The following is a 12,943-nucleotide window of genomic DNA, read 5'->3' as shown; positions in this document are numbered from 1 at the left end:
AAACAAACTACAAACCACAAACTACAAACTAATGAAACTATTCGATGTTTATCCACTATACGATATTACTCCGGTTAAGGGAGAAGATGTATTTGTCCAGGACGATCAGGGCACTACTTACCTCGACCTTTACGGTGGGCATGCGGTGATCTCTATCGGGCATTCACACCCGAAATACACTGCGGCAATTTCGGAACAGGTAAAAAAATTGGGATTTTATTCCAATGCCATTATAAATCCGCTTCAAGTAGAGCTGGCTCAAAAACTCGGAGCGCTTTCGGCTTGCGATGACTACGAACTCTTTCTTTGTAATTCGGGAGCTGAGGCCAATGAAAATGCGCTAAAACTAGCCTCTTTTCAAACTGGAAATTCGAGGGTAATCGCTTTTAAAAATGCCTTTCACGGGCGAACTTCCGCCGCAGTAGCAGCTACCGACAACAAGAATATCAACGCCCCCATCAATGCACAACACCAGGTGACATTTTTAGAGTTGGGAGATATCGACAGCCTCCAACAAGAACTTCAAAAGGGAGATGTCTGCGCTGTGATTGTAGAATTTATTCAGGGCGTAGGTGGACTAGACGAGGCTTCGGCAGCGTTCTACGAACAGGCAAATACGCTCTGCAAGGAAAACAACACCCTCTTTATCGCCGATGAAATACAATGTGGATACGGGCGAACCGGCGATTTCTTTGCCTTCCAGAAGTACGATGTAAGTCCGGATATCATTTCCATAGCCAAAGGAATGGGCAATGGCTTTCCCGTTGCCGGAATACTCATTCACCCCTCTATCGAGGCCAAGCACGGCATGTTGGGAACGACCTTTGGTGGCAATCACCTCGCCTGTGCAGCAGCCATCGCAGTACTCGACGTGATGAAAGAAGAAGAACTGATGAAAAACGTCGGAGAAACTTCGGCATACTTCCTGGAAAAAGCTAAATCCGTACCCGGAATTAAGAAGATTAAAGGCCGTGGACTTATGCTCGGACTGGAATTTGATTTTGAAGTGGGTGATTTGCGAAAAAAACTGATTTACGACCACCATATCTTTACCGGAGGAAGCAGCAATAAAAAATTGTTGCGGATTTTACCCCCACTAAGCGTAAAAAAAGAACATATCGACAGCTTTTTTGAAGCCTTGAAAAAGGTGATATCCTAAAAGCACAGATCGGCAGTTTGTCATATTCTGTAAAACCACAAACTACGAACTAAAAACTACAAACTAAAATGAAACATTACCTCACCACAGATGACATTGAGAGTGTCCCGAAAATCATAGCAGAAGCCATCGAATTAAAAAAAGAGCCCTATCGGTTTGAGCAATTGGGAAAGCACCGCACTTTGGGTATGCTGTTTTTTAATTCCAGTTTACGCACCCGCTTAAGCACGCAAAAAGCGGCTATGCAACTCGGAATGCAAGTTATGGTTATGAATTTTTCGGGCGAGGCCTGGTCGCTGGAATTTGAAGACGGTAGTGTGATGAACGGTTCTACTTCTGAGCATATCAAAGAAGCCGCAGCGGTAGTCTCGCAATACTGCGATATAATTGCTATACGAGCGTTTGCTACGCTTACCGACAAGGAAAAAGACGAAGCGGAATACGTGTTGAAAAGCTTTCAGAAATACGCCTCAGTCCCCATCGTAAATATGGAAAGTGCCACAGCACATCCACTTCAGGCACTTACTGATGCCATAACGATTACCGAACTGAAAACCAAAGAGCGACCAAAAGTAGTCCTCTCTTGGGCTCCGCATCCCAAAGCGCTTCCACAGGCCGTAGCTAATTCGTTTACCTCCATGATGCAAAAAATGGATGTCGACTTTGTGATTACACATCCCGAAGGATATGAACTCAACCCTGAAATAACAAAAGATGTTCCGATAGTTTACGACCAAAACGAAGCTTTGAAAGATGCCGATTTTGTATATGTAAAAAACTGGAGCTCCTATAACGACTACGGCAAGATACTCCAGTCTGACCCATCCTGGAAGATCACTGCCGAAAAAATGGCGCTGACCAACAACGGTAAGTTTATGCACTGCCTGCCCGTAAGGAGAAATGTCATTGTAGACGATGCCGTAATAGACAGTTTGCAATCGACCGTAATCCAACAGGCCAACAACCGTACTTTTGCAGCACAGATTGTACTAAAACACATATTGGAACAGCTGCCAAAACTATAAAACCAAAAAAATGAAAACCAAACTATCCATCGTCAAAATAGGTGGAAACATTATAGAAAATGAATCGGCTTTAAACGATTTTCTCCAAGATTTTTCAAATGTAGAAGGAAATAAAATTCTCGTTCACGGTGGAGGAAGGACGGCTACTCGCATTGCCGGACAACTCGGCATTCCCTCAAAAATGGAGAGCGGAAGACGAATTACCACCAAAGAAACTCTCGACGTTATCACCATGGTGTACGGCGGACTCACCAACAAAAATATAGTGGCCGGATTACAAAACTTAAACTGCAACGCCATCGGACTCTCCGGAGCCGACGGAAATACCATAAGTTCGAGCAAAAGACCGGTTGGAGAAATTGATTACGGCTTTGTCGGTGATATTCAAGAGGTAAATGCAAAGCTTATCAAAACATTGCTTGAAAGCGGTATTACTCCGGTGTTTTGTGCCATTACTCACGACGGAAAGGGGCAATTGCTCAACACCAATGCCGACACCATAGCCTCAGAAATAGCCATAGGTATGAGCGAGTATTTTGACACTTCGCTATATTACTGCTTTGAGAAAAAAGGAGTGCTACGCGACGTGGAAGACGACGATTCGGTAATTACCCATATCGACAGTATTTCATACAAACAGTTGCTCGACACCGGTATCATTGCCGACGGTATGCTGCCTAAAATGCACAATTGCTTTAATGCCCTGCAGCGAAATGTAAAAAAAGTACATATAGGGATGCCGGGAATGATAGTTGGAAAAGAAGAGTTGTTTACCACATTAACGCTATAAAAAGGACGAATCGCAAAGAGATGTAACAACATATCTCGCGCTGATATTACTAAAAAGACATAAATGACATTGACATGATAAACCAACTCACACCATCGGCTATTGCCCTTTTAAAACAGCTTATCAATACCCCTTCATTCTCTTCGGAAGAAGGCGATACAGCTGTACTTATAGGAAACTGGCTGGAGTCGCATGGCGTTCCCTATAAGAGAAAAGACAACAATATATACGCTTTCAACAAATATTTTAAAGAAGGAAAGCCCACGCTATTACTCAACTCTCATCACGATACCGTAAAGCCAAACAGCGCCTATACCAAAGACCCTTTTAACGCGCATATAGAAGATGGCAAACTCTTCGGATTGGGAAGTAATGACGCAGGCGGATGCCTGGTATCACTACTGGCTACCTTTGTCCATTTTTACGACAAACCCAATCTCGCATACAATCTGATTATCGTGGCCTCGGCAGAAGAAGAGAGTTCCGGACCTAACGGACTGAACAGTATGATTCCCGTATTGCCGCATATCGATGTGGCCATCGTTGGCGAACCTACCCTAATGCAGCTCGCCATAGCCGAAAAAGGACTGGTAGTATTTGAAGCTACAGTAAAAGGAACGCCAAGCCACGCCGCACATCCCAACGACAATAATTCGATATACAATACAATAAGCGTATTGGAATGGTTTAGAGATTACCGATTTGAAAAAGTATCCGACGCCTTGGGTGAAGTAAAAATGACCGTGACCCAAATCAATGCCGGAAAGCAGCACAATGTAGTACCTGCCGAAACCCATTTAGTAATCGATGTACGCGTAAACGACCGCTATACCAATCAGGAAATCGCAGATCTTTTACAGTCCGAATCACCCTGTGATAGTATTGTACCCCGCTCATTGCGACTCAATTCCTCTTCAATCCCTAAAGACCATCCGCTTGTACAAGCCGGAATCGCTTTGGGAAGAGAAACTTATGGATCCCCTACCCTTTCGGATCAAGCAGTACTCAGCTGCCCATCCCTGAAACTGGGACCCGGAGATTCCACCCGATCACATTCAGCAGATGAGTTTATCTACGTGAGGGAGATAGAGGAAGGGATTGGATTGTATATTGAGTTGTTGGAGAAGGTGGTGGTTGGTTATTAGGTTATTAGGTTAATAAGTTATTTAGACGACACCCAATAACTAAATAACCCAACAACTCAATAACCCAATAACTCAATAACCCAACAACTCAATAACCCAATAACTAAATAACCCAATAACTAAATAACCCAACAAACAATGAAACTCTGGGACAAAGGCTTTAGCACTGACAAAAAAATAGACCACTTTACCGTAGGGAACGACAGGGAGCTCGACCTACTTTTGGCGAAATACGATCTTATCGCATCTACTGCGCATGCAAAAATGCTGGGGAAGATCGGATTGCTCACTGAAGAAGAAACAACGCAATTGGTGGAAGAACTCGGCCGTATAGGAGAGGATATCGAGGCAGGGAAGTTTACCATAGAAGACAGCTTTGAGGATATGCACTCCAAGATCGAATACTTGCTCATCCAAAAATTGGGCGATACAGGAAAAAAGATACACACGGCAAGGTCTCGAAACGACCAAATTTTAGTGGCTATGCATCTCTATCTAAAAAACGAATTGGACGAGATTAAAAAGGACGCAATAAGCTTGTTCGAATTACTTATGGAGTTGGCTGAAAAACACAAGGATATACTCCTTCCCGGCTACACCCATTTGCAGATTGCCATGCCTTCGTCATTCGGACTTTGGTTTTCGGCCTATGCGGAAAGTTTGATAGACGATTTATACTTTATCGAGGCCGCATACAAGATTGCCGACCAAAACCCACTGGGCAGCGCCGCCGGATATGGCAGTTCCTTCCCTATAGATCGCAATTTTACTACCAAAGAGCTCGGCTTTGCCACTATGAAATACAATGTAGTTGCAGCGCAAATGGGACGAGGTAAAGTAGAGAAGAGCACTGCATTCGGACTGGCCAGTATAGCTGCTACGCTGTCTAAAATGGCTATGGATGTATGCCTGTATATGAGTCAGAATTTTGATTTTATCTCCTTTCCCGACGAACTTACCACCGGAAGTAGCATAATGCCACACAAAAAGAACCCGGATGTATTTGAACTTATCCGCGGGAAGTGCAACAAAATACAGGCCGTACCCAATCAGCTTATGCTTATCATCAACAACCTGCCAAGCGGTTACCACAGAGACCTGCAATTGGTAAAAGAAGTCATTGTTCCCGCTATACAAGATTTGAAAGCCTGTCTTGAAATGGCAGTATTTACACTAAAAGACATCAGAGTAAACGACGGCATACTCAACAACCCTAAGTACGACTATCTGTTTAGTGTAGACACACTTAATGAATTAGTTCAGTCAGGTATGCCTTTCCGCGACGCTTATAAAAAGATGGGAGCAGATATCGCCAACGGCAGTTTCAAACCCAAAAGAGATATTCATCACACTCACGAAGGGAGTCTTGGGAACCTCTGTTTGGACGAAATAAGAAAAAAAATAAAACAGCTATAAACGTCGCTTTACAAGTGTTTGTCACTTGAATTAATTTAATATATTTGATCCGAAAATTTCAAAAATCAACTGCATGGAAACCCAAATGTGGATAGACAAAGGTATTGAACTATTGCTGAATTATGCTCCTAAGGCTCTCCTAGCCATTGCAATCTGGTTTATTGGCCTCTGGATATTTGGAAATATTGTCAAGTATGCCCGTAAGATTATGGAAAGACGCAAGTACGATTTAGGTTTGCGCAACTTTCTTGCTACCCTACTTAGTTGGGCATTAAAAATACTTCTGATAATAGCCATTTTAGGCACTCTCGGAATTGAGACCATGTCTTTTGCTGCAGTAATCGGTTCGGCAGGTCTTGCCATAGGCTTGGCACTTCAAGGAGCCCTGGCCAATTTTGCCGGTGGAGTACTTATCCTTATTTTCAAACCCTTTAGAGTGGGAGATTATATCGAAGCTCAGGGAATTGAAGGCAGCGTAAAAGACATAGGTATCGTAAACACCACGCTTACTACTTTTGGGAATCAGCAAGCCATTATCCCCAACGGAAAACTATCTAATGAAAACATCATAAATTACAGTGTAGAAGACATACGAAGGGAGAATATCATCGCCGGAATCGGATATGACTCTAATATCAAAATGGCCAAAGATATACTTCTCGACATCGTAAACAACAGGGAAGGTGTACTTAAAAATCCAGCCCCCATGGTTGTGGTAAATGAACTAGCCGATAGCGCTGTCAATCTCTCGCTGCGCTACTGGACCAAAAACGACGATTTCTGGGATTGCCGCTGGTATGTGCTCGAAGAAATGAAAAACCGCTTTGATGCTGCAGGAATTGACATTCCGTATCCTCACCAGGTGGAAGTTCAGAAACAGGCTTAAAAGTAGAACAGCGATATATAACACTGTCGTTTCTCAAAAAGAATGGTATATTAGTGATGATAAAACGCCATTTCTTTGAAAAAGAAAAACTTCATCGCACTTTCTGTACTAGCTCTTATAGTTGGTGGGTACTTTATTTTAAACTATTTTGCTCACCAGAAAATGGCAAGCCTGCTCGATGAGCAGGTAGATAGTGGAAATCTGAAGTACGAAAATTTCAGTATATCCCTATTGCGAGGTAATATAGCCCTAAACAGAGTATATTACCACTATGGAGGGCTAGAGATAAACGCAGATCGGCTTCAAATAAAGGGGTTTAGTTATTGGCGTTATCTGTTAAAAAATCAGATATATCTAAGACAAATTATCGTAGACACTCCGCTCACTGAGATTACAAAATCGTCAGACACCAGTGTTTACAAGTCTGTGGAAGTGAATGGGCAAGCTGTAGATTTTGACATGGATATCTCAGTTAAACGCCTTAGTGTACACAGAGGAAGCCTCAATCTAAAAAGAGATAGCCTGACCACCCTTTCTATAAAAAAGTACGATCTGCAGTTGAGCGATATCACGGCCAATAAACAGAGCTTTCAACGAATATTACCCTTCGATTACGGAGAGGTTTCTCTCGAGGTTTCAGAATTATGGCACGACCTGAACAGCCTGCAACAAGTGGCGGTCGCTCACCTCTATCTCTCTGATAAAACTCTCCAAGCACACCATATCAGCTTACTCCCCAAATACACTACAAAAGATTATATCCGGGTAATCCCCTATGAAAAAGACCTTATGGAATTAAAGCTCGATACACTTTCCATTCCACAATACCAACTTAAATTCTCCAGTGATACCCCTCATTTTTCGGCCGCTAAAATCCTCCTTAGAGATATCGACTTCGACCTCTTTAGAGACAAAACGGTAGAAGACGATACTCGCGTTAAAAAACTATACAGTGAGATGTTGCGCAATATGAAGCTAAAACTGGACATCGACACCCTGCATATAAATCGTGGGCGCATAAAATACAGAGAACGGATCCATAAAGAACGTACTCCCGGAGAAATACTATTTACCGATCTCGAGGCATCGGTAACAAAACTGACCAATACCAACTTAAAAAACAAGAATTTTCCGGAGACAAAAGTTGACATTAGCACACGGTTTATGGGACAATCACCCCTATCAGTACAATGGGCGTTTAGAGTAAACGATACCCTTGATACATTTACTATAAAAGGCAGGGGTACAAATATCACATCAGAATCGATCAATTCTTTCTTTCTTCCTGCCTTCAACATGAAAGCTCAAGGAGTCGTAGATCACCTTTACTTTAATTTTGGAGGCGATGCGAATACGGCTTCAGGAGATTTCCAGATTAAATACGAAAACTTCGCAGTGGAAGTTCTGCGGAAAAACGGAAAGGAAAAAAAGAAAATCCTCTCCTGGATGGCCAATATCATTGTGAAAGAGAGTTCGGGTAGTCAAGACATTTCCAAACACGTAAAAAAAGTGAACAGAGACCACAGTAAATCGTTTTGGAATTATTTTTGGTCCTGTATAGAAGCAGGCCTGGGTAAAACGATGATTTAGGGAAAAACTCTCTTAAACAGCGAGTGGCGATTAGGTCTTATTAAGCCTGGCCTCTTCGAGATCCAGGTTGTTTACCATATCGTGTATCACAAAATCGTCGTACTTCCTTTGCTCTTCCAATTCATTGAGAAAGAGTCTACGCTGCTCCAACAAATCGAGCATTATTCTCTTGTGAAGCTCCCTTGCTACTCCAACCTCACTTTGCTGGCCATCCTCCTGACTTCGCAGTCGTTCCGTAGCAGCTATACTTCGCTGATACTGCTCTTTAATCCTAGCAATAGTATCGTATTTTTCCATCTCATTGGCATAGTGCTCTTCTAAGTAAGCTATGTTTCTCTGAGCCATTTTATACCGTATATCTTCTATCTGTTGTTCAGCAGGGACGTATTCGTCTATTTCATCAACCTTGAGAAGCTTGATAAAGAAAGGCAGAGTAAGCCCTTGAAACACCAGGGTAACCAAGATCACTACAAAAGTGATAAAGAGAATAAGGTTGCGATGAGGAAATTCAGTTCCGTCGGGCAGAGTAAGTGGAATAGCCAGCGCGGATGCCAAAGACACCACCCCTCTCATACCTGCCCAACCGATAATAAACGGTAATTTTGGTCCTGCAGCCCGTTCTTTAAAACGTATGGAAGGACTGAGCCATCGAGGGATATACTCTACCAAATACACCATCACAATTCGCAATACAATAATCATACCCGATATGATAAGACCGTATTTTATACCGTCGTTTGGAGTGTAATCGTCTACCAAACCATCCATAATAACCGGAAGTTCAAGCCCTATGAGAATAAACACAAAACCGTTGAGCAAGAAGCCAACCGTTTCCCAAACTTCCTTAACCTGCATTCTAGTTTGATAATTGAGATAATCTTTAGAACGGGACGACAGATAGAGTCCGCCACTCACCACAGCCAGTACCCCAGACCACTCCATCTCTTCAGCAATAATATACATCAAATAAGGGGCGATAAGTGTCATAGGCGTAGTAATGCTCGACGATTTGGCCCAAAACTTGAGAATTAAGTACAAAATATGTGCAATCACTAGGCCCACAAATACCCCCATAACAGCCAGCACCGTAAAATTGACCGCAGCCTCTCTAAATACGAATTGTCCGGTAATTATGGCCATAAGCGCAAAGCGGAATACAGTAAGTGATGCCGCGTCGTTTACCAGACTCTCTCCCTCCAGTATAGTAATAACCCTTTTTGGAATATTAAGTCCTTTTAAAACAGAGGAGGCAGCCACCGCATCGGGAGGTGATATAATACCACCCAACAAAAATCCCAATGCTAAGGTAAATCCCGGAATGATATTTACCGAAAAATAGGCGATGCCCAAAGAGGTAAAAAACACCAAACCAAACCCCATCAGAAAAATCGAACGGTTCCATCTCAAAAAACGGTTCCAAGAGGTGTGCCAAGCTGCTTCAAACAAGAGTGGAGGCAGGAAGATAAGGAATACCAACTCAGGGTCAATACTGATATTCGGCATGGCAGGAATAAAGGAAATGACCAGTCCGCCTATAACCAAAAATATGGGGTATGAAATCTTGATCCGCTGACTGAGCACAAACAAGATAGCCATAGCGAAGAACAGCGAAATAATCAATAAAAGGCTGTGATGAATCATAGTCTGAAAATAAAAAAACGGTCCAAATTTAGTATATTTTTAAAAACGTTGATGGCGGTAAACCCCGAATACTGGTCAACAGTGGATACCGATGAACAGTATCCCTACGGGGCGGTTGATAAACATCAAAATATTTAATCCATCTCCTTTAAAAAACTATTCAGCGCCTCTTGGTGTTCTCGCTGCAACTCAGGATTGATGATGCGCTGCTCTTCCACAGAGAAATTCTCACCAAAAGAAGGAAGTGAAAAACTAGCCGAAATTGTAGCCCCAAAACGCGGAAGCGTATTTTCAGCATGAGACAGCGCACTCATAGCACCGCGCTTACCGTGGGAAGTACTCATCAAAAAGACCCTCTTATCAGACAAAAAATCCTTATCGGCTCGTGACAACCAGTCGATAAGATTTTTAAAATAAGCTGAAAGATTGCCATTGTGTTCGTTTACCGCTATTATCAGTCCCTCAGCACCTCTTATTTCCTCGAGAAATCCTGTTACTTCCTCTGGAATACCATCATTTTTTTCGTGATCATAACTGTACATCGGAAAGGCTTTCTCTGACATATCAAACTTTTTTACAGTTCGATTTTCGATTATTGAAGCCGTATAAACAACCAGTTGATAGTTGATGGAAGCAGAAGAATTACTCCCTGCAAACGCTAGTATAGACATAAATTGTTGTGAATTTTAATGTTACGAATATAAAAAATACTTTGATAGCAGCAGAAAAAACTGTGAGAAATCTCTGTGCAAGGCCTTGTAAATCGGGGGACTGATTTAGCTATAAAAGGTAAAAAAAAGACTCCGATATCACTATCGAAGCCTTAACCTTTTGTACTCCAATCAACATACCATAGAGAAATAAAGCCATACCATTCGGCTATCTATGGTGTTAATCCTTAAACTTTATCCCTCAACCCTTATTATTCCGACAAAATACCGACTAGAGCATCCAAGCCAATAAAATAACTTTTAATCCCCATCCCTACTATTTTCAAATCAGCTGCCGCCGAAGTAATGGCTTCACCGGTCCAATCCCGTTCAGGAAGCATATGCACCTCGACATAAGGAACGGGCACTGCTATTAAGCAATCGCGTAAGGAGTATCCACTGTATGTAAATCCGCCCGGATTCATCACTATTCCGTCAATACCCTCTTCTACGGCTTCATACACCTTATCAATGGCTTCCCCTTCGTGATTGGTATAAAAAATCTCTACTTCATACCCCTTCTCTTTGGCGTGTTCTCTCACCATCGCATCCAATTGCTTTGCCGTAGTATTACCGTAGTGATCTGGCTCCCTTTTCCCGAGATAAGCCATATTTGCACCCTGTATCAACAAGATCTTTACAGGGCCTTTTCTCAATGGTTGTACATTCGCTTCAGCACTGCTTACAAAGCCTATTGAAAAGAGTGCTACTACTATAAGAAGCATTGCTTGTTTAAGTCTTACACCGATAAAGGCTTTTGTCGAATTGTCTTTTATCATAACCTATTTTTTAAATAATACCTGCAAAATTATCGCTATACAGATAAAGGATATTTATCCTTGTCTCGGTTTAACATATTTTTAAAAACGGAGGTCATTTGATGCGGATCGATAAACAATTAGTCCGCAAGCATTTGACAATCTTTTAAATAATAGGGTATTTCGTATATTTGAGAGTTAACACTCCCATTCAAAACTCAAAAAGGCAGTCACTATGTTGACATTCTAATTTGTTTCACTCTAAAAAATAAAAAAATGATTGTAGTTAAAGTAACTTATACCGTAAACGACGACTATGTAAGCACAAACAAAGAAATGATACAAGCGTTTCTAAGCGATTTCAAAAAATTGGACCACAGCCAGTTTTTGTATTCTATTTTCCAAAGTGAAGACGGAAAAACATTTACTCACAGCTCACAGTACAAAAACAAAGCGATACAGCACACCTTGTTAAACACCCCGAGCTTTCTTCGTTTCCAAGAGCAGCGAGATAAAAACCTCACCTCCGATCCGACAATAGAATTTCTAAATTATGTCGGAGCCTCAAAAGAAGTATTTTAAAAAACATTGCTCCCTCCCCTCAAAAACAAAAGTGGCTTTGAGTGTTAACCAAAGCTACTTTTTTTCTTAACAATCTCTTATTACAACTTGTTGGTTTCTAATTTTTATCGCCATAAATTTGCGCGTTTTTAGCAAATTGAGATGAAACTAAAAGGGTATTTGTTAGCCGTTACCACCGCCGTTACTTTCGGACTTATCCCGTTGTTTATGATCCCCCTTAAATTGACGGGGCTGGCGTTGGACACCATTCTTTTTTATCGCTTTCTAATAGCCTCGGTATTCATACTGGGATATTTGCTGTACACTCGAGAATCACTCAAGACATCTAAGAAGGAGTGCCTAATATTTGCCCTCTTGGGATTGTTGTACGCATCATCTTCAGAATTTCTATTTACGGGTTACGACTACCTCAGCGCGGGTATTGCATCTACTATACTGTTTACCTATCCGGTTATAGTCGCTCTGGTACTCGCTTTGTTTTTCAAAGAAAAAGTTAGCAAAACTGTTGGTATTTCACTACTCATCACGCTGAGTGGTGTATTTGCACTAAGTGTCAAAGATTCGACTTTTGACATTAATTTCATAGGGCTTTTCATCTGTTTGTTAAGTGCTTTTTTGTATGCTATATACATTGTTGTTGTAAATAAATCTTCGGCTAAGGCAAGTGGTGCCAAAGTAAGTTTTTATTCTCTGTTGTTATCCTCTGTGTTCTATCTCATAAAAGGATTGGCAACAAGAGAATCGTTTGAACTACAAAGTGGGGAAATATTTTTTGATATCACCATTTTTTCTTTGGTGACAACAGTGCTTTCGGTATTATCTCTGGTCTACGCCATTAAGTATATAGGCTCTACACCTACCTCGATTATCGGAGCCTTAGAACCTGTAGTCGCTGTTTTCATAAGTGTTGTTTTTTTTCAGGAACAACTTACATTTCCCCTTATTATTGGGATTATGCTCATTTTGGCAGGGGTAACCATCAATGTCATCTCTGAAGGAATGAAAGTCTCAAAAGGGAAGAAACTCAAAAACACCCATCTGTAAGGAAACAAAAAGACCCCAACACTTAGGTTGAGGTCTCTTCGGTCTATTTTGTATTGAATAGGCACTTTCAGAAGTAAGCTAATTTCCGAAAAAAACAGACAACAAACTCTGGTGATTTTATATGGATCACCGGAGTTTTTTCTTTTTTGAGGATACCTTAGGTGTTTTAGCCGGATTGTCGTACCAAAAAGACATAG

The 12,943-nt window shown here is 41.6% G+C and carries 12 protein-coding genes; 9 read left to right on the top strand and 3 right to left on the bottom strand.

Going from position 1 to position 12,943, the window contains the following annotated elements:
• The first annotated feature begins 31 nt into the window (after positions 1-31).
• From ACYZZR_RS12140 to ACYZZR_RS12110, 7 genes are all read left to right on the top strand, one after another.
• A complete protein-coding gene (locus ACYZZR_RS12140; RefSeq protein ID WP_461534278.1) occupies positions 32-1,159 on the top strand; it encodes an aspartate aminotransferase family protein in 1,128 nt (375 codons plus the stop codon).
• A 68-nt stretch (positions 1,160-1,227) separates the two neighbouring features.
• Positions 1,228-2,184 carry an N-acetylornithine carbamoyltransferase gene (locus tag ACYZZR_RS12135; RefSeq protein WP_461534277.1) on the top strand — a complete coding sequence of 319 codons (957 nt, stop codon included), beginning with the start codon at positions 1,228-1,230 and terminating at the stop codon, positions 2,182-2,184.
• A gap of 10 nt (positions 2,185-2,194) precedes the next feature.
• Positions 2,195-2,974, top strand: a complete 780-nt coding sequence (gene argB, locus ACYZZR_RS12130; protein ID WP_461534276.1) for an acetylglutamate kinase — start codon at positions 2,195-2,197, stop codon at positions 2,972-2,974.
• A 74-nt stretch (positions 2,975-3,048) separates the two neighbouring features.
• A complete protein-coding gene (locus ACYZZR_RS12125; protein ID WP_461534275.1) occupies positions 3,049-4,119 on the top strand; it encodes a M20 family metallo-hydrolase in 1,071 nt (356 codons plus the stop codon).
• Positions 4,120-4,257: 138 nt separating this feature from the next.
• Positions 4,258-5,535, top strand: a complete 1,278-nt coding sequence (argH, locus tag ACYZZR_RS12120) for an argininosuccinate lyase (protein WP_461534274.1) — start codon at positions 4,258-4,260, stop codon at positions 5,533-5,535.
• 73 nt (positions 5,536-5,608) lie between these two features.
• Positions 5,609-6,421, top strand: coding sequence for a mechanosensitive ion channel family protein (locus tag ACYZZR_RS12115; RefSeq protein WP_461534273.1), 813 nt, complete (start codon positions 5,609-5,611; stop codon positions 6,419-6,421).
• A 75-nt stretch (positions 6,422-6,496) separates the two neighbouring features.
• A complete protein-coding gene (locus ACYZZR_RS12110) occupies positions 6,497-8,011 on the top strand; it encodes a hypothetical protein (protein WP_461534272.1) in 1,515 nt (504 codons plus the stop codon).
• A gap of 30 nt (positions 8,012-8,041) precedes the next feature.
• Here the strand turns inward: ACYZZR_RS12110 and ACYZZR_RS12105 are convergent, their stop codons facing one another.
• The 3 genes from ACYZZR_RS12105 to ACYZZR_RS12095 form a co-directional block, all read right to left on the bottom strand.
• A complete protein-coding gene (locus tag ACYZZR_RS12105) occupies positions 8,042-9,652 on the bottom strand; it encodes a Na+/H+ antiporter (protein WP_461534271.1) in 1,611 nt (536 codons plus the stop codon).
• Positions 9,653-9,786: 134 nt separating this feature from the next.
• On the bottom strand, positions 9,787-10,323 hold the full coding sequence (locus tag ACYZZR_RS12100) for an NADPH-dependent FMN reductase (protein ID WP_461534270.1): 537 nt from the start codon (positions 10,321-10,323) through the stop codon (positions 9,787-9,789).
• Positions 10,324-10,574: 251 nt separating this feature from the next.
• A complete protein-coding gene (locus tag ACYZZR_RS12095; protein WP_461534269.1) occupies positions 10,575-11,141 on the bottom strand; it encodes a type II 3-dehydroquinate dehydratase in 567 nt (188 codons plus the stop codon).
• A gap of 255 nt (positions 11,142-11,396) precedes the next feature.
• Between ACYZZR_RS12095 and ACYZZR_RS12090 the strand changes: the two genes are divergently transcribed.
• A complete protein-coding gene (locus ACYZZR_RS12090) occupies positions 11,397-11,702 on the top strand; it encodes a hypothetical protein (RefSeq protein ID WP_461534268.1) in 306 nt (101 codons plus the stop codon).
• A 141-nt stretch (positions 11,703-11,843) separates the two neighbouring features.
• Entirely contained in the window at positions 11,844-12,746 is a 903-nt protein-coding gene (locus tag ACYZZR_RS12085; RefSeq protein WP_461534267.1) for a DMT family transporter, read from the top strand.
• The last annotated feature ends 197 nt before the right edge of the window (positions 12,747-12,943 follow it).

It is taken from the genome of Sinomicrobium sp. (assembly GCA_029266035.1).
Lineage (GTDB): Bacteria > Bacteroidota > Bacteroidia > Flavobacteriales > Flavobacteriaceae > Sinomicrobium.
The sequence above is the reverse complement of the archived record's forward strand: the minus strand, read 5'-3'. Positions and strand labels throughout refer to the sequence as shown.

Excerpts from the sequence above, each read along its gene's own strand:
- ACYZZR_RS12090 (WP_461534268.1), top strand. The coding sequence starts at position 11,397 with ATGATTGTAGTTAAAGTAACTTATACCGTAAACGACGACTATGTAAGC.
- ACYZZR_RS12115 (WP_461534273.1), top strand. The coding sequence starts at position 5,609 with ATGGAAACCCAAATGTGGATAGACAAAGGTATTGAACTATTGCTGAAT.
- argH (WP_461534274.1), top strand. The coding sequence starts at position 4,258 with ATGAAACTCTGGGACAAAGGCTTTAGCACTGACAAAAAAATAGACCAC.
- ACYZZR_RS12140 (WP_461534278.1), top strand. The coding sequence starts at position 32 with ATGAAACTATTCGATGTTTATCCACTATACGATATTACTCCGGTTAAG.
- ACYZZR_RS12125 (WP_461534275.1), top strand. The coding sequence starts at position 3,049 with ATGATAAACCAACTCACACCATCGGCTATTGCCCTTTTAAAACAGCTT.
- ACYZZR_RS12105 (WP_461534271.1), bottom strand. The coding sequence starts at position 9,652 with ATGATTCATCACAGCCTTTTATTGATTATTTCGCTGTTCTTCGCTATG.
- ACYZZR_RS12135 (WP_461534277.1), top strand. The coding sequence starts at position 1,228 with ATGAAACATTACCTCACCACAGATGACATTGAGAGTGTCCCGAAAATC.
- ACYZZR_RS12095 (WP_461534269.1), bottom strand. The coding sequence starts at position 11,141 with ATGATAAAAGACAATTCGACAAAAGCCTTTATCGGTGTAAGACTTAAA.
- ACYZZR_RS12085 (WP_461534267.1), top strand. The coding sequence starts at position 11,844 with ATGAAACTAAAAGGGTATTTGTTAGCCGTTACCACCGCCGTTACTTTC.
- ACYZZR_RS12100 (WP_461534270.1), bottom strand. The coding sequence starts at position 10,323 with ATGTCTATACTAGCGTTTGCAGGGAGTAATTCTTCTGCTTCCATCAAC.
- argB (WP_461534276.1), top strand. The coding sequence starts at position 2,195 with ATGAAAACCAAACTATCCATCGTCAAAATAGGTGGAAACATTATAGAA.